This window comes from Salinivibrio costicola subsp. alcaliphilus, from assembly GCF_001996185.1.
GTDB classification, from domain to species: Bacteria; Pseudomonadota; Gammaproteobacteria; order Enterobacterales; family Vibrionaceae; genus Salinivibrio; species Salinivibrio costicola.
The window spans coordinates 21,990-37,057 of sequence record NZ_MUFR01000016.1 but is presented as its reverse complement, the minus strand read 5'-3'; the positions used below and the strand labels follow the sequence as shown (position 1 = coordinate 37,057).

The 15,068-nt window shown below is 50.0% G+C and carries 17 protein-coding genes; 5 read left to right on the top strand and 12 right to left on the bottom strand.

Annotated elements, in window-relative coordinates; all coding sequences use genetic code 11:
* Positions 1–72: 72 nt before the first annotated feature.
* Positions 73–678, top strand: coding sequence for a glycerol-3-phosphate 1-O-acyltransferase PlsY (plsY, locus tag BZJ21_RS07300; RefSeq protein ID WP_021022687.1), 606 nt, complete (start codon positions 73–75; stop codon positions 676–678).
* 131 nt (positions 679–809) lie between these two features.
* Here plsY and tsaD read toward each other — a convergent pair whose 3' ends face one another.
* On the bottom strand, positions 810–1,844 hold the full coding sequence (gene tsaD, locus BZJ21_RS07295) for a tRNA (adenosine(37)-N6)-threonylcarbamoyltransferase complex transferase subunit TsaD (RefSeq protein ID WP_021022686.1): 1,035 nt from the start codon (positions 1,842–1,844) through the stop codon (positions 810–812).
* A 253-nt stretch (positions 1,845–2,097) separates the two neighbouring features.
* On the opposite strand from tsaD, the gene rpsU reads away from it, so the two are divergent.
* The 4 genes from rpsU (at position 2,098) to rpoD (ending at position 6,553) form a co-directional block, all read left to right on the top strand.
* On the top strand, positions 2,098–2,313 hold the full coding sequence (gene rpsU / locus BZJ21_RS07290; RefSeq protein ID WP_021022685.1) for a 30S ribosomal protein S21: 216 nt from the start codon (positions 2,098–2,100) through the stop codon (positions 2,311–2,313).
* Positions 2,314–2,337: 24 nt separating this feature from the next.
* Positions 2,338–2,781, top strand: coding sequence for a GatB/YqeY domain-containing protein (locus tag BZJ21_RS07285; protein WP_021022684.1), 444 nt, complete (start codon positions 2,338–2,340; stop codon positions 2,779–2,781).
* Positions 2,782–2,863: 82 nt separating this feature from the next.
* Positions 2,864–4,615 carry a DNA primase gene (gene dnaG / locus BZJ21_RS07280; protein ID WP_077669451.1) on the top strand — a complete coding sequence of 584 codons (1,752 nt, stop codon included), beginning with the start codon at positions 2,864–2,866 and terminating at the stop codon, positions 4,613–4,615.
* A gap of 93 nt (positions 4,616–4,708) precedes the next feature.
* Complete coding sequence (gene rpoD / locus BZJ21_RS07275; RefSeq protein WP_077576240.1) at positions 4,709–6,553, top strand: RNA polymerase sigma factor RpoD; 1,845 nt, start codon at positions 4,709–4,711, stop codon at positions 6,551–6,553.
* Positions 6,554–6,723: 170 nt separating this feature from the next.
* Here rpoD and mgtE read toward each other — a convergent pair whose 3' ends face one another.
* The 11 genes from mgtE to kdsD form a co-directional block, all read right to left on the bottom strand.
* A complete protein-coding gene (gene mgtE, locus BZJ21_RS07270) occupies positions 6,724–8,091 on the bottom strand; it encodes a magnesium transporter (RefSeq protein ID WP_077669450.1) in 1,368 nt (455 codons plus the stop codon).
* A gap of 106 nt (positions 8,092–8,197) precedes the next feature.
* Positions 8,198–8,494: an HPr family phosphocarrier protein gene (locus BZJ21_RS07265; protein ID WP_021022680.1), complete on the bottom strand. Its 297-nt coding sequence runs from the start codon at positions 8,492–8,494 to the stop codon at positions 8,198–8,200.
* Complete coding sequence (gene rapZ / locus BZJ21_RS07260; RefSeq protein WP_021022679.1) at positions 8,491–9,342, bottom strand: RNase adapter RapZ; 852 nt, start codon at positions 9,340–9,342, stop codon at positions 8,491–8,493. Before rapZ ends, BZJ21_RS07265 begins: the two co-directional genes overlap by 4 nt.
* 24 nt (positions 9,343–9,366) lie before the next feature.
* A complete protein-coding gene (gene ptsN, locus BZJ21_RS07255; protein WP_021022678.1) occupies positions 9,367–9,810 on the bottom strand; it encodes a PTS IIA-like nitrogen regulatory protein PtsN in 444 nt (147 codons plus the stop codon).
* A 3-nt stretch (positions 9,811–9,813) separates the two neighbouring features.
* The gene (gene hpf, locus BZJ21_RS07250) at positions 9,814–10,101 is read right to left on the bottom strand and encodes a ribosome hibernation promoting factor (protein ID WP_021022677.1); all 288 of its coding nucleotides are present in this window, start codon (positions 10,099–10,101) and stop codon (positions 9,814–9,816) included.
* 25 nt (positions 10,102–10,126) lie between these two features.
* A complete protein-coding gene (locus BZJ21_RS07245; RefSeq protein ID WP_077669449.1) occupies positions 10,127–11,596 on the bottom strand; it encodes an RNA polymerase factor sigma-54 in 1,470 nt (489 codons plus the stop codon).
* Between the two features lie 121 nt (positions 11,597–11,717).
* Positions 11,718–12,443: an LPS export ABC transporter ATP-binding protein gene (gene lptB, locus BZJ21_RS07240; protein ID WP_021022675.1), complete on the bottom strand. Its 726-nt coding sequence runs from the start codon at positions 12,441–12,443 to the stop codon at positions 11,718–11,720.
* An 8-nt stretch (positions 12,444–12,451) separates the two neighbouring features.
* The gene (lptA, locus tag BZJ21_RS07235) at positions 12,452–12,988 is read right to left on the bottom strand and encodes a lipopolysaccharide transport periplasmic protein LptA (protein ID WP_025744291.1); all 537 of its coding nucleotides are present in this window, start codon (positions 12,986–12,988) and stop codon (positions 12,452–12,454) included.
* Entirely contained in the window at positions 12,969–13,532 is a 564-nt protein-coding gene (gene lptC / locus BZJ21_RS07230; protein ID WP_077459898.1) for an LPS export ABC transporter periplasmic protein LptC, read from the bottom strand. Before lptC ends, lptA begins: the two co-directional genes overlap by 20 nt.
* Complete coding sequence (gene kdsC, locus BZJ21_RS07225) at positions 13,529–14,089, bottom strand: 3-deoxy-manno-octulosonate-8-phosphatase KdsC (RefSeq protein ID WP_021022672.1); 561 nt, start codon at positions 14,087–14,089, stop codon at positions 13,529–13,531. Before kdsC ends, lptC begins: the two co-directional genes overlap by 4 nt.
* Entirely contained in the window at positions 14,089–15,063 is a 975-nt protein-coding gene (gene kdsD / locus BZJ21_RS07220; RefSeq protein WP_021022671.1) for an arabinose-5-phosphate isomerase KdsD, read from the bottom strand. Before kdsD ends, kdsC begins: the two co-directional genes overlap by 1 nt.
* Positions 15,064–15,068 lie beyond the last annotated feature (5 nt).

Genomic DNA, 15,068 nt, shown 5'->3' with positions numbered 1-15,068 from the left:
TCCATGATAGGTTTATCGATGAACGTGGGCGCACTATAGCAACGAATGCGGCACAAACTCTAGGGATTTCACATGACTGCACTGGCCATTGCCATCATCATCGCTGCCTACTTACTCGGCTCTGTTTCTAGTGCCGTCCTGGTTTGTCGTGCCTTTGGCTTACCCGATCCCAGAGATCAGGGGTCTAAAAATCCAGGCGCGACCAATGTTTATCGGCTCGGTGGACGGTTTGCGGCGGCACTGGTGCTGTTATGCGACATGCTCAAAGGCACGATCCCGGTGTGGCTTAGTTACTTAATCGGGATCAATCCTTTTTTATTGGGGCTAATCGCGATTGCTGCATGCCTTGGTCATATTTATCCGGTGTTTTTTCATTTTCGAGGCGGGAAAGGGGTTGCTACCGCGCTCGGCGCAATGGCACCGATCGGGTTAAGTCTCACTGGATTGCTGGTCGCCACCTGGGGGCTAGTCTTGGTCTTAACCGGCTATTCGTCATTAAGCGCGATCGTCACCGCGATTGTCGCCCCGTTATTTACCTGGTGGATTAAGCCGCAATTTACCATGCCTGTAGCCATGCTTTCTTGCCTGATTTTATTTCGCCATTACGACAATATCCGACGGTTGCTGGATGGAGAAGAAAAGCCTGTTTTACTTCGTTGGTGGCGGCGAGAGCGATAGAGCGCGATGCACCGAGCGAGATACCACCGTGCCTAAATCAAAAAAGACAGCCGATGGCTGCCTTTTGGGGATGATTGCACTATTTTCGCGATGGTGCGACTTATTGATTCGCCATGGGTTATCGCGTCATGTCATGAGTCTGTCTGTTCACTATCAACAGCCGCGAGTGTGTCTAGTGGCCAACGAGGCTGAGCTTTAACTCCGAGTCCCATATGCTCACCGTTTTTAAGTCGTTGCATGCCCGCGTAGGCGATCATCGCGCCATTATCGGTGCAAAATTCAGGGCGAGGATAGAATACATCGCCGCCACGTTTTTTGGTCAGCACATCGAGCTTTTCACGTAGATAACGATTAGCACTGACTCCACCGGCAACCACCAAACGATTCAGGCCACATTGGTCTAAGGCGCGTTTACACTTAATTGCCAGCGTATCGACGACTGCATCTTGGAATGCATAGGCAATGTCTGCTCGTGTTTGATCATCGGTGTCGTTGGCGGCAATGGTGTTGGCCGCGAAGGTCTTGAGGCCAGAAAAGCTGAAATCTAACCCTGGGCGGTCAGTCATCGGACGCGGAAAGGTAAAGCGGCCATGGGTGCCTTTTTCGGCGAGTTTAGACAGTAATGGGCCACCCGGGTAATCGAGATTCATCAGTTTCGCGGTTTTATCAAACGCCTCACCGGCAGCATCATCAATCGATTCACCTAAAATACGGTATTGGCCAATGCCTTTCACCTCTACTAATAAGGTGTGGCCGCCTGACACCAGCAAGGCGACAAAAGGAAAAGCGGGCGGATTGTCTTCAAGCATGGGCGCGAGTAAATGACCTTCCATATGGTGAACACCCACGGCGGGCACTTGCCATGCATACGCAAGACTGCGGCCAATGGTGGATCCAACCAGTAACGCACCCACTAAACCTGGGCCGGCAGTATAGGCGATGCCATCGAGTTGGTCGGGCGTAAGGTTCGCTTGCGCCATGGCCGCTTTAATTAAGGGCAAGGTCTTTTTGACATGATCGCGTGAGGCCAGCTCGGGAACAACGCCGCCATAATCGGCATGCAGTTTTACCTGACTGTAAAGTTGGTGTGACAAAAGCCCTGCCTGATCGTCGTAGATCGCAACGCCGGTTTCGTCACAAGATGTCTCTATGCCTAAAATGCGCATCATAACCTCAGGTTAACAGCCGATAGATTGTGTATTTAAGATCATTGCCCACATGATATAATGTGATGATCGAAGCGGAGAAGAGAGGGTCAGAATAGACTGACCGTGCGCGCAATCTTACATGGCTTAGAAGTAATTCGCTAGATGCGCTTTACATTCACCCCTTCTTCGGATTAGAATTTCGCACCATTTTTAATCAAGGCTGGCCAATTGTTCGCCAGCAGTAACTGACAACCCCCGAGGTGAAAGGCACATGCCAGTAGTTAAAGTACGTGAAAACGAACCATTTGACGTAGCACTGCGTCGCTTTAAGCGCTCTTGTGAAAAAGCAGGTATTCTTTCTGAAGTTCGCCGTCGTGAGAACTATGAAAAGCCAACTACCGTTCGCAAACGCGCTAAAGCCGCTGCTCAAAAGCGTCACCTGAAAAAGTTGGCACGCGAAAACCAACGCCGCGTACGTATGTACTAATAACGATAGATTCAGGAAAATGCTATGGAATTGCTTGAACGTCTAAAAGACGCGCAAAAAACGGCGATGAAACAAAAAGACAAAGCGCGCCTCGGTACGCTTCGTCTGGTAATGGCAGCAATCAAGCAGCAAGAAGTGGATACGCGTCAGTCGCTAAGCGATGATGAAATCCTGGCTGTGTTGACCAAAAATGTAAAGCAGCGCCGTGATTCCGTAGCCCAGTACCAAGCAGCCGGTCGTGACGACCTTGCCGATGTAGAGCTTGCTGAGATCGCGGTGATAGAAGAATTTCTACCCCAGCCTCTGAGCGATGACGACGTCGACGCATTGGTGAAAGCAGCCGTTGAAACAACGGGTGCCTCGTCAATGCAAGACATGGGCAACGTCATGGGGGTATTAAAACCCCAAGTACAGGGCCGTGCTGATATGGGGAAAGTAAGCCAGCGTGTCAAAGCACACCTAGGCTAGATGTTCCTCACTTTATAACAAGCCGTGCTTTCCATTATGGACGGCGCGGCTTGTTTGCTTCTCTCCTTATAAATTTCAGGTTATGGCAGGCAGAATCCCGCGCGCATTCATTGATGACTTGCTTTCACGTCTCGACATCGTTGAGATCATAGATGCACGGGTCAAGCTCAAGAAAAAAGGCAAAAACTATAGTGCCTGTTGCCCGTTCCATAACGAGAAAACCCCCTCATTCAGTGTGAGCCAGGATAAGCAGTTTTATCACTGCTTCGGATGTGGTGTGCACGGCAATGCGATTGACTTTATGATGGAATTCGAACGGCTCGAATTTCCGGAAGCGATCGAAGAGCTAGCCAGTGGTCTGGGTTTAGAGGTACCTCGCGAGCAGTCGTCGGGGGGTTCCGCACGGCCCAGCATGCCAAGTGATGATAAGCGCCAAATCTACGAGATGATGGAAGCCATTGCGCGTACCTACAGCGGTGAATTACGCACCGATGCTGGGCAAGTGGCCATCGATTATCTCAAACAGCGCGGATTATCCGGAGAAGTGGTAAAACAGTTTGGTGTCGGGTTCGTTCCTGATCAATGGGATACGATTAAGCGACGTTTTGGGCGCAGCCAAGCCGATCAGCAGCAACTGTTAACGGCAGGGATGCTGATTGAAAATGACAATGGCCATACTTATGACCGTTTTCGTGGCCGCATTATGTTCCCGATTCGCGATCGACGTGGTCGTGTGATTGGTTTTGGTGGCCGGGTATTGGGAGATGGCACGCCTAAATACCTTAACTCACCTGAAACCCCGATCTTTCATAAAGGTCGTGAGTTGTATGGTTTGTATGAGGTGATGCAGTCTTACCGCCACCCCGAACGTATTTTGGTGGTTGAAGGCTACATGGATGTGGTGGCGTTGGCGCAATTTGGCGTTGACTATGCGGTTGCCTCATTGGGGACCTCTACCACAGGTGAACATATTCAAACCCTGTTCCGGCAAACCAGTACTATACTGTGTTGCTACGATGGTGATCGTGCCGGTCGTGATGCGGCATGGCGTGCGATGGAGCAAGCCCTGCCTTATATTCATGATGGTCGGCAGCTGAAGTTTATGTTTTTGCCCGATGGCGATGATCCTGACTCCATGATCCGCCAAGAAGGGAAAGAAGGTTTTGAGCAGCGCTTAAGCGAGGCGCAAAGCTTATCGACCTTTATGTTTAATACCTTGCTCAAGCAGGTGGATACCAGTAGCCGAGAGGGCAAAGCCAAGCTAGCTAACTTAGCCGTGCCACTGATTGAGAAAGTGCCGGGTGATACGTTACGTCTTTATTTACGTAATACGTTAGGGCAAAAGCTCGGTATTATGGATGATCACCAGTTGGATACGCTAATCAGCCGGCAAGGACAACCTGTTAAGGTCCATGGTCAGCCTGACATTAAGCGTACACCCATGCGTGAGGTGATTGCCTTATTGGTGCAGTACCCCATGCTTGGTCAAGAAGTGCCGCCGTTACCCTCGGCAGACACCATTGATTTACCCGGGTTAGCGTTGTTAAACCCGCTCCTTGAGATCTGTCGACAGCGCCCCCATATCACTACCGGTCAGTTGCTAGAGCACTGGCGGGGAACCAAACAAGAAGCCTTGTTAGCCCGTTTGGCTGGCTGGGACCTACATGTTGACGATGAAAATGCGTCAGAACTTTTTTGCGATTCACTGGATAGAATACTCGCCCAGTGTGTCGAACAACAAATAGCCAAGTTGCAAGCGAAGTCAAATACCGTCGGCTTATCAGTCGAAGAGAAGCGGGAACTGATGCTCCTTATACAGAGCCAGTCCGTTTAGAAAGTAGCCAGCAAAGGTGACATTTGTTAAAATTGGCGGTTTGCGTTTCCGCATACTAAATTCTTCACTCAGACCCGAAGTTGGATATCGTCTATGGATCAAAATCCGCAGTCACAGCTAAAGTTGCTTGTCGCAAAAGGCAAGGAGCAAGGCTATCTGACCTATGCCGAAGTTAATGACCACCTCCCGGAAGACATTGTCGATTCCGACCAAATAGAAGACATCATTCAGATGATTAATGACATGGGCATTCAAGTGGTGGAAGCCGCGCCAGATGCCGATGAGTTAATGATGTCAGAAACCGTGGCCGACGAAGATGCAGCAGAAGCCGCGGCGGCAGCTCTATCGAGTGTGGAGAGCGAGATTGGTCGCACCACGGATCCCGTTCGCATGTACATGCGTGAAATGGGGACGGTCGAGCTGTTGACCCGTGAGGGCGAGATCGATATTGCCAAGCGTATCGAAGATGGCATCAATCAGGTGCAGTGTTCGGTGGCGGAATATCCGGCCTCGATTGCTTCACTGCTTGATCAATTCGACAAAGTTGAAGCCGAAGAGCTTCGCTTAACCGACATCATTTCGGGATTTATCGATCCCGAACAGGACAATGTCGCCCCGACCGCGACCCATATCGGCTCCGAGCTCAGTGAAAAAGAGCTGGATGACGAAGATGAAGACGACGACAAAGACGATAGCGACGAAGACGATGAGAGTGAGGAAGATGTCGGTATCGATCCTGAGCTCGCACGTGAAAAGTTCAGCGAATTGCGTCGTACTTATTCGGCAATGGAAACCGCGATTCAGAAGTACGGGCGTTATGACGACCGCACTAAATCATCGATCGAAGAATTGTCTGAGACATTTAAACAGTTCCGTCTGATCCCCAAACAGTTTGATCGTTTGGTAAAAGACATGCGTCAGACCATGGACAAGGTTCGCACCCAAGAGCGTTTGGTGATGCGTCTTTGTGTCGATCAGGCGAAAATGCCGAAGAAAACCTTTGTGCAACTGTTTGGCGGTAACGAGTCGTCAGATGCATGGATTGACCAAGCACTTAATTCAGGCAAGCCTTACGCAGAGCGTGTCGCACGTTACGAAGAAGATCTACGCCGTTGTGTGCAGAAGCTAAAAATTATCGAAGACGAAACTGGCCTGTCGGTCGAGCGTATCAAAGATATTAGCCGTCGCATGTCCATTGGTGAAGCGAAAGCACGCCGTGCCAAGAAAGAAATGGTTGAGGCGAACTTGCGTTTGGTGATTTCGATTGCGAAAAAATACACCAACCGTGGCTTACAATTCTTGGATCTGATTCAAGAAGGTAACATTGGCTTGATGAAAGCGGTGGATAAGTTCGAATACCGCCGTGGTTATAAATTCTCAACCTATGCTACTTGGTGGATTCGTCAGGCGATCACACGCTCGATTGCAGACCAAGCACGGACCATTCGTATTCCGGTGCATATGATTGAGACCATCAACAAGCTCAACCGTATTTCGCGCCAAATGCTGCAGGAAATGGGCCGCGAGCCGTTACCGGAAGAATTGGCAGAGCGGATGCTGATGCCAGAAGATAAAATCCGCAAAGTGCTGAAAATTGCCAAAGAGCCGATATCGATGGAAACACCGATTGGTGATGATGAAGATTCACACTTAGGTGATTTTATCGAAGACACCACGTTGGAACTGCCTATGGATTCGGCGACGTCGAACAACCTTAAGATGGCAACCAATGATGTCTTAGCCGGTCTTACGCCACGCGAAGCGAAAGTACTGCGTATGCGCTTTGGTATTGAAATGAATACTGACCATACGCTGGAAGAAGTGGGTAAACAGTTTGATGTGACTCGTGAGCGTATTCGTCAGATTGAGGCGAAAGCGCTACGTAAACTTCGTCATCCAAGCCGCTCAGAAACACTGCGCAGCTTCTTGGACGAATAAAGTGATACCTGTTTAGCGGAAAGCGGTTAAGCGTAACAGCTGTTTAGCACCGCAGCGGTTTAGTGTAATAACAAAAAGGCGAGCCACTGGCTCGCCTTTTTTTGGGTTTATTGTCGTGATTTTTCTCGTGGACCAACCCCACACATCGTGGCCGATTAACCTTATCTGCGTTAAGTAATAAACAGCGTCGCCAAGCCTAAAAAGGCAAGCAAGCCGACCACATCGGTGATGGTGGTGAGCGCCATGCCGCCCGCTAACGCCGGATCGATATTGTATTTTTTCAGCAATGTCGGTATTGCGACCCCAGCAATGCCCGCGATAAATAGGTTGACCAGCATTGCACCGGAAATAATTAACCCTAACTCAATACTGCCTTTCCAAACCACCACAATGCCACCAATAATAGCGGACCAAATCAGCCCGTTCATCAACCCCACGGTGGCTTCTTTGGCCAGTAACCAGCGGGTGTTGGAATCACCGATATGGCCGACGGCAAGCCCTCGGATCACCAGTGCGACCGTTTGGTTACCCGCTACACCACCCATAGAAGGGACGATGGTCATTAAAACGGCGATTGCCGCCATTTTATCCAGGGTGCCTTCAAACATATTAGAGACGGACGCCGCGGTTAGGGCGGCGAGCACATTGATCCCAAGCCAAATGCTACGACGACGTGCACTTTTAAAAGCCGGTGCAAAGGTGTCTTCCTCGTCATCCAAGCCTGCCATACTCATCATCGAATGCTCGGCATCTTCACGAATAATATCGACGACATCATCAATGGTAATCCGACCGACGAGGTGATTACGCTCGTCGACAACAGGGGCGGAAACCCAGTTACGACGCTCAAACAAATGGGCGACATCGCCATCATCCATGGTGACGCTGATCGCTTCATCAGGATCCTCCATGATGTCAGCAATGGCGACATCCGGCTGATTCACCAAGAGGGCACTGATAGGCAAATTACCGATTAATCGGCCATTGGGATCAATCACGTACAAGGTATCGGTGGTATCGGGTAACTCACCGCGCATGCGCAAATAGCGTAAGACCACGTCCACGGTGACATCATCACGAATAGTGACGACGTCGGTGTTCATGATCCCGCCTGCAGACTCCTCAGGATAGGAAAGGGCTTGTTGCACCCGCGTCCTATCTTGGGAATCCATTTGCGCTAGCACATCTTGAGAAACGTCCTGAGGCAAGCTACGCAGCAAGTAGGCGACATCATCGGTCTCCATGCCCTCGGTGGCTGCCGCAAGCTGATCGGGCGCCATCCGCACCATGATACCGTCTTTAACGTCCTCCGAGAGCTCATCAAGGATTTCCCCCTGATCCTCTGGATCGGTTAATTGCCACAGAACAAGACGCCCTTTTGGCGGCGATGCTTCTAGCAGGTGGGCGGTATCTTCCGGCTCCATGTCCTCAAGCATGCGACGTACGCGTACGAACATCCCTTGCTCAAGGAGTTGAGTGACTTCTTGGAGACGTTGGTGGGTTTGGTTACTTTGTTCTTGTTCTGTTGACTCTGCCATCGGTCACTCCCCCAAATGCAATGACTAAAATTCTAACCCAATCAGGGGTGTCTGTCTCATGACAAATCGGTTGAAGGCGGGAATTGTGGGCAATGAACGCACAGGCTTACGTCGTGGCGTGAGAGGTGACCGTGTCTTCGTCAAATCCCGCCTCAAATAACGCTTTGACTGCATCTAGGGCTAACGCTGACTGAGGGCCATAGGCCGACACTGTGATCGTTTCGCCTTGTGCTGATTCGAGCATCAGCATCGCCATCACACTGTCTGCATTAGCGGACTTAGTGTCGGTTTGTAGGGTGACTTGCGCATCATAGTCTTGCACTAACTCAACCAGCTTTATCGCGGCGCGGGCATGGAGGCCAAGGCGATTACGGACACAGACCTGTGCTGACAAGGCGGTCATCCTTGTTGCTCCAACGTGCGATGACGGATTTGCACCTGTTCGCCTAACTCATGAAAATAATCAGATAAATACTGGGCAACATAGACAGAGCGATGTTTACCACCGGTACAGCCGATTGCTACGGTCACATAACTGCGGTTGTTATTTTTAAGCGCCGGGAGCCAAGACTCTAAAAAGCCCTTAATTTGCGCGATCACCATTGCGACATCTGGCTGAGCGGCAAGAAACATGCGGACGGGTTTTTCTAAGCCAGTATGGGGTCGTAACGTGGGCTCCCAATGCGGGTTGGGTAAAAAGCGAACATCAAACACATAATCGGCATCGGCGGGCAAGCCATGCTTGAAGCCGAACGATTCAAATACCATGACAAGATCGTTGCTGGTGCGGCCAAGCACCAAGGCACGCACAGATTCACTCAAATCGTGGATAGAGAGCCCGGATGTGTTGATAACGCGATCGGCATGAGCTTTTATCGGTGCCATCTGTTGCTTTTCGGCTTGGATCGCTTGCTCAAGCGACAAATTATGTCGCGATAACGGATGCAAACGCCGTGTTTCACTGAATCGTTTGATCAGATCCTTGTCATCCGCATCCAAATAATAAAGTGTCACATCGCAGACTTGTCGTAATGCCTCTAAAGTATCCGCGATCGGCTCTTTCGCATTCGGAAGGTTACGGATATCTAAACTCACCGCGATTTTGGCGTCGGCGTCATCTTGTGACACGACAAAGTCACGCAGCAAGTTAACGGGTAAATTGTCGACGCAATAGTAGCCAAGATCCTCGAGTACCCTTAGCGCCACTGACTTGCCTGAGCCAGAGCGGCCACTGACAATTTTTAGCATCATAATGTTCCCCGTTAGCCTGATGGCTTATTGCGTAATAATGTTGTAGAGCTCTTGGTCTGAGTCAGCACTGCGAAGTTGACGACATAGCTGTTTATCGTTCAGCTTCTCCGCAATACTCGAAAGGGTTTGTAAGTGCACCTTACATTGCTCATCGGGTACCAGTAACGCGAATAGCAAATCCACCGGACGTTTGTCGACTGCATCAAACTCGATAGGTTCCGCACATTGCAACAACACCCCGATAGCCTGTTGGCTCTCAAGTGTTCGCCCATGTGGGATAGCAATCCCCGCGCCAATGCCTGTGGTGCCGAGTTTTTCACGGCTTAGCATGCATTCAAACAATTTTTGCGCGTTAGTGCCCATTTTATCCGCAGCAACCTGACTAATAATTTCCAGGGCGCGTTTTTTGCTGGAGCAGTGGACAGCACTACGCGTGCAGTCCACTGAAAGTACATCTTTAAGTTCCATAGCCTAATGCTGTTTGAGCTTTTCTTTGTGTTTACTCAGTTGTTTAACCAGTTTATCGGTCAACCCGTCAATGGCCGCATACATGTCTTGCGACTGTGCTTTCGCATGGAGCTCGCCGTTATTTACATGGAGCGTTGCCTCTGCGATTTGGTCAAGCTTTTGAACATTCAGTACAACATGGACATTGTTAATGTGCTCGAAAAAGCGCTCGAGTTTAGCAAATTTGGTTTCCACATACTCGCGCAATGGTGGCGTGATGTCGACAGACTGTCCAGTCAGGTTGATTTGCATACACATTTTCCTTCTGTTGAGGCGTCTACAATAGACGCTTGCGCTGGTTTGACGGCGCAATGCCAAGTGACTCTCGGTACTTGGCAATGGTCCGTCTTGCAACTTTAATGCCTTGCTCGGCCAGCAATGCGGCAATCTTGCTATCACTGAGTGGCTTGTTTGCCGGCTCGTCAGCGACCAATTTTTTTATGAAGGCCCGAATCGCCGTCGATGAGCATTCACCGCCATTGTCGGTGCTCACATGGCTGGAGAAAAAGTATTTCAGCTCGAAAATACCGCGAGGCGTATGCATATACTTTTGTGTGGTGACACGGGAAATGGTCGACTCGTGCATATCCACATCAAGGGCAATATCATTCAAGACCATGGGCTTCATGGCCTCCTCGCCGTATTCAAAAAAGTCATGTTGGTGCTCAACGATACAGCGCGTCACCTTAAGTAAGGTGTCATTGCGGCTTTCCAAGCTCTTAATCAGCCATTTTGCTTCTTGTAAGTGTGAACGAATAAATTGGCCATCAGATGCACTGCAGCCATTGCGTCCGTAAGCGGCATATTGCTCGTTCACTTTCAGTTTAGGCACACTATCTGGGTTAATTTGTACCACCCATTGGCCTTGGTGTTTAAACACGGATACATCAGGGACCACGTACTCAGCTTCGTTGGTGACAATTAAGTTACCCGGGCGAGGCTCTAAACTGTGGATGAGCTGCATCACCGCTTTAAGCTCCGGCTCTTTTAGACGGGTTTCTCGCATGAGTTGGCGATAATCGCGATTGGCAAGTAAGTCCATATGTTCGGTCAAGACCTTGCGCGCGTCTGCCAGCCAGGGCGTATTGTCATCATAGGTGGCCAGTTGCAGCATTAAACATTCTTGCAGTGAACGCGCCGCAATCCCCAGAGGATCAAAGTGCTGGACGCGTTTAAGCACCGCTTCAACTTCATCCAGTTCAATATCATCACTGCCGAGGCTATCTAAAATATCCTCGGTACTGACTGAGAGATAGCCTTGGTCATCCACCGCATCAATGATAGCCATGGCAATCACGTGATCGTTTTCGGAAAATGGCGTGAGCTCAAGCTGCCATTTTAAATAGTCATATAGCGTCTGCGTGGTTTCCCCTTGATAAACGGGCTGATCATCATATCCACCCACACCGGTATTGCCGGTGCCAGCAGAGTATAAGTGGTCCCATGTCGTATCAACTGGGAGATCATCCGGCATTTCGTTTTTTTCGAACGCATCGGATGTTTCCATGGTATCGGCACTGGCGGTTGCCGTTTCTTGTGAGGCCGCATGCTGATCGTGCTGACTATCACGTTGATCCGTGTCTTGCTCTTGGCCTTCGTCATGTTCCAATAGAGGGTTGGATTCCAACGCTTCTTGGATCTCTTGTTGCAAATCCAACGTCGACAGCTGCAACAGACGAATCGCCTGTTGCAGTTGTGGTGTCATTGCGAGTTGTTGTCCAAGCTTAAGCTGAAGCGTGGGTTTCATAGAGGCTTTACACCTTTCCTTTTTCAACGACCAAAGAGGTTAAAAACGCTTGCTCTGGTCAACAGAGCAAGCGCTTTATTTAACTATAGCCTTGATTGGCATTTTTTAGCGTGAGCCGATCCTACAATTTGAACTGATCGCCCAAGTAAACCCGTTTAACGTGATCATCATTGAGCACCTCATCAGGCGTGCCGTGTGCAATCAAGTGACCTTGGCTGACAATGTAAGCGTGCTCACAGACACTGAGCGTCTCGCGTACATTGTGATCAGTGATGAGCACACCGAGACCACGGTCACGTAAGTGTTCAATGATTTTTTTTATATCGATAACCGAAATCGGGTCAACCCCAGCGAAGGGCTCATCAAGCAAAATAAATTTAGGGTTCGCGGCGAGGGCGCGCGCAATTTCAACCCGCCGGCGTTCACCCCCAGAAAGCGCCATGCCTAAGCTGTCACGAATATGTTGGATATTAAACTCGTCCAACAAGTCTTCGGCTTTGTCCTGACGTTCTTCTTTAGTCAAGGATTTACGCGTTTGTAGCACCGCCATGAGATTATCGTAGACGCTGAGTTTACGAAATATCGACGCTTCTTGCGGTAAGTAACCGATCCCCAAGCGAGAGCGATTGTGCATGGGTTGAATGCTGATGTCTTTATCATCGATATAAATCGCCCCCTCATCACGGGCCACTAAGCCCACAATCATATAAAATGAGGTGGTTTTTCCCGCACCATTCGGGCCAAGCAGACCGACGATTTCACCGGATTTCACTTCCAAGCTTACATCGGCGACGACCTTTCGCCCTTTATAACTTTTTGCCAAGTTGGCCGCTGTCAGTGTTGCCATGTGGCCTCTTATTCCGCGTCTGACTCAGATGAATCGTTATTGGATGAATTTTTTTTACTTGTCGGCTGTAAAATCGTGGTGACCCGTTTGTTGCTATCACTCTCGGCAACCAATTGTTGTTTGTCGATTTCGTAGGTGATCACATTGCCCTCTACCTGGTTGCCACTTTGCTCGAGCATCGCATTGGTCGACATTTTGAGATATTCATTACCGACTTCATAACGCAGTTTGTTCGCTTCGCCATGAATCTGTTTGCCGTCATCCATGGTTTGCTCAAAGGTTGCCGGTTTACCATAGGCTTCGATGGTTTCACTGCCATCTTTCCCCTCCAGGCGGATAACGATCAGTTTATCGGCCAAGATTTTAATGCTGCCTTGGGTGAGCACGACATCTTGTGTGAAGGTCACCGTATTGGTGGCCATGTCCAAATGCTGACTTTCAGATTGAATGTGAATAGGTTGCTCGGTGTCGCTACTCAGCGCTAGTGAGTAGTGCGAAAATAGCAACATCGCACCTGCTAGTGCTTTAACGAGGGGTCGTTTCATATCGGCCTTTAACATCGTCTAACAATTCCATCTGGTGGCTACCGAAGTTGCCCTTCACGCGTTTTCCTGTGGTTTGAAAACGGGTGCCCGTGATGGTGGTAGGACTATCGGACCAAAAATCTCGTGTTGTGAGGTTTAAGGTCACAGAGTCGGTGGTTACCGAATCAATTTGTGCATTCGGCAGTAAATTAAAAATACGGACATTGCCCGTCATAGTGAGCAGGTGCTCGTCCGATAAAACGGCGTAGTTTGCGCTCACACGCCACTCTTCATCTTGGCCGTCTTGATAGGTCCAAAGTACAGGCTCATTAAAATGGGTCTCATCGATTTTGGCGTAGTGCTCAAGATGCTTGGCTTCAACGGTATAACTACGCACACCGTCAGCAGTATACTGCACCGTTTCAATGTCTTCGCCGGTAAACAAAGGCTTTTCTGCATCAGGGGTGACCTGTTGCACCTTTTGCCAACGGTGCTGGGCCAATAGGTAATAGCCGCTGAGTGCACAAAGCACGATCAGTAAAAGCAGGCCTAGCCGCCGAGTCATACACTCAAACCTTTGTGTTGATCGAGCTCGCCACGGGCTTCTAGCAGCAAATCACAGACCTCTCTCACCGCGCCAAACCCACCACCAATGTGGGTGACATGATCAGCACGCGATTTTAGCAGTGGGTGGCCATCTGCGACGCAACAAGACAGCCCCACTTTTTCCATCACTGGCCAGTCAATCAAATCGTCACCAATATAAGCTGTGTGTGCGGGAAGTACATCACAGTGCGAACACAAATCTTGGTACGCGGCTAACTTGTCGCTTTGGCCTTGATACACATGTTTGACACCCAGTGTGCGCATTCGGTTCTCAACGATCTGAGATTGGCGGCCTGTAATGACAGCAACTTCAATCCCGGCGTTCATCAATGATTTTATGCCGTAGCCGTCGCGGGTATGGAATGCTTTGAGCTCTTCGCCTTGATTGCCCATATAGACGCGACCATCAGAAAAAACCCCATCAATATCACAGATGAGTAATTGAATGGCAGCGGCACGCTGGAATACGTCGGCGGCGATAGGGCCGTACAGCGTTTCAATTACGGTAGAAGCCATTAGATCACTCCGGCTTTTAAAAGGTCATGCATGTTAAGGGCGCCAAGCAGCTGGCCGTCTTTGGCAACCAACAGCCCGTTAATTTTTCGCTCTTCCATGAGTTTAAGTCCTTCTGCCGCGAGCAACTCCGGCTCAATCGTCACCGGGCCTTTTGACATCACCGAGCCAATGGTGGTGGTATGCAAATCAATTCGCATATCTAACAAGCGGCGTAAGTCACCGTCGGTAAAAATGCCGGTCAGCTGTTGATCAGCATCGACGATAGCGGTCATCCCCAAGCCCTTTTCAGACACTTCTAATAAAGCATCGCGCACGGTGGCTGTTTCGGGTACCTCGGGTAAACGCGCGCCTTGATGCATCAAATCACTGATGCGCAGTAACAGCTTGCGTCCTAATGCACCGCCCGGGTGCGAAAGCGCAAAGTCATTCGCGGTAAAGCCCCTTGCTTGCATCAAGGCCATGGCAAGGGCATCGCCCATTACTAAGGTGGCAGTGGTGCTCGAGGTAGGAGCTAATGCCAGTGGGCAAGCTTCTTGCGGGACATGAATGTTGAGATTCACTTTTGCTAACTGCCCCATGCTAGATTGCGCATTGCCCGTCATACAGACTAACGGAATGCCCAAGCGTTTAATCACGGGTAGCAAGGTTAATATCTCACCGGCCTCGCCGGAATTAGAGATCGCGAGCACCACATCGCCTTGGTTGATCATGCCTAAATCACCATGGCTTGCTTCGCCAGGATGGACAAAAAACGCAGGCGTTCCAGTGCTGGCGAGGGTGGCGGCAATTTTTTTGCCAATATGGCCTGACTTACCCATTCCCATCACCACCACTTTGCCGGTGGCGTTCAGCATCAGCTGGCAAGCCGCCTCAAAACGATCATCAATGGCGGCTTTTAATTGTGCAATCGCGTCTTGCTCAATGTTAAGGACATCCAGCCCGGCGCGGCGAAAGTCAAAACTGTATTCACTCATTGTAC

What these genes read in the sequence shown, in the direction of transcription:
- plsY (WP_021022687.1), top strand. Translation starts at nt 73, where the DNA reads ATGACTGCACTGGCCATTGCCATCATCATCGCTGCCTACTTACTCGGC.
- kdsD (WP_021022671.1), bottom strand. Translation starts at nt 15,063, where the DNA reads ATGAGTGAATACAGTTTTGACTTTCGCCGCGCCGGGCTGGATGTCCTT.
- mgtE (WP_077669450.1), bottom strand. Translation starts at nt 8,091, where the DNA reads ATGGCAGAGTCAACAGAACAAGAACAAAGTAACCAAACCCACCAACGT.
- lptC (WP_077459898.1), bottom strand. Translation starts at nt 13,532, where the DNA reads ATGACTCGGCGGCTAGGCCTGCTTTTACTGATCGTGCTTTGTGCACTC.
- rpoD (WP_077576240.1), top strand. Translation starts at nt 4,709, where the DNA reads ATGGATCAAAATCCGCAGTCACAGCTAAAGTTGCTTGTCGCAAAAGGC.
- kdsC (WP_021022672.1), bottom strand. Translation starts at nt 14,089, where the DNA reads ATGGCTTCTACCGTAATTGAAACGCTGTACGGCCCTATCGCCGCCGAC.
- BZJ21_RS07245 (WP_077669449.1), bottom strand. Translation starts at nt 11,596, where the DNA reads ATGAAACCCACGCTTCAGCTTAAGCTTGGACAACAACTCGCAATGACA.
- ptsN (WP_021022678.1), bottom strand. Translation starts at nt 9,810, where the DNA reads ATGGAACTTAAAGATGTACTTTCAGTGGACTGCACGCGTAGTGCTGTC.
- hpf (WP_021022677.1), bottom strand. Translation starts at nt 10,101, where the DNA reads ATGCAAATCAACCTGACTGGACAGTCTGTCGACATCACGCCACCATTG.
- tsaD (WP_021022686.1), bottom strand. Translation starts at nt 1,844, where the DNA reads ATGCGCATTTTAGGCATAGAGACATCTTGTGACGAAACCGGCGTTGCG.
- rapZ (WP_021022679.1), bottom strand. Translation starts at nt 9,342, where the DNA reads ATGATGCTAAAAATTGTCAGTGGCCGCTCTGGCTCAGGCAAGTCAGTG.
- lptA (WP_025744291.1), bottom strand. Translation starts at nt 12,988, where the DNA reads ATGAAACGACCCCTCGTTAAAGCACTAGCAGGTGCGATGTTGCTATTT.
- lptB (WP_021022675.1), bottom strand. Translation starts at nt 12,443, where the DNA reads ATGGCAACACTGACAGCGGCCAACTTGGCAAAAAGTTATAAAGGGCGA.
- BZJ21_RS07285 (WP_021022684.1), top strand. Translation starts at nt 2,338, where the DNA reads ATGGAATTGCTTGAACGTCTAAAAGACGCGCAAAAAACGGCGATGAAA.
- rpsU (WP_021022685.1), top strand. Translation starts at nt 2,098, where the DNA reads ATGCCAGTAGTTAAAGTACGTGAAAACGAACCATTTGACGTAGCACTG.
- BZJ21_RS07265 (WP_021022680.1), bottom strand. Translation starts at nt 8,494, where the DNA reads ATGACCGCCTTGTCAGCACAGGTCTGTGTCCGTAATCGCCTTGGCCTC.
- dnaG (WP_077669451.1), top strand. Translation starts at nt 2,864, where the DNA reads ATGGCAGGCAGAATCCCGCGCGCATTCATTGATGACTTGCTTTCACGT.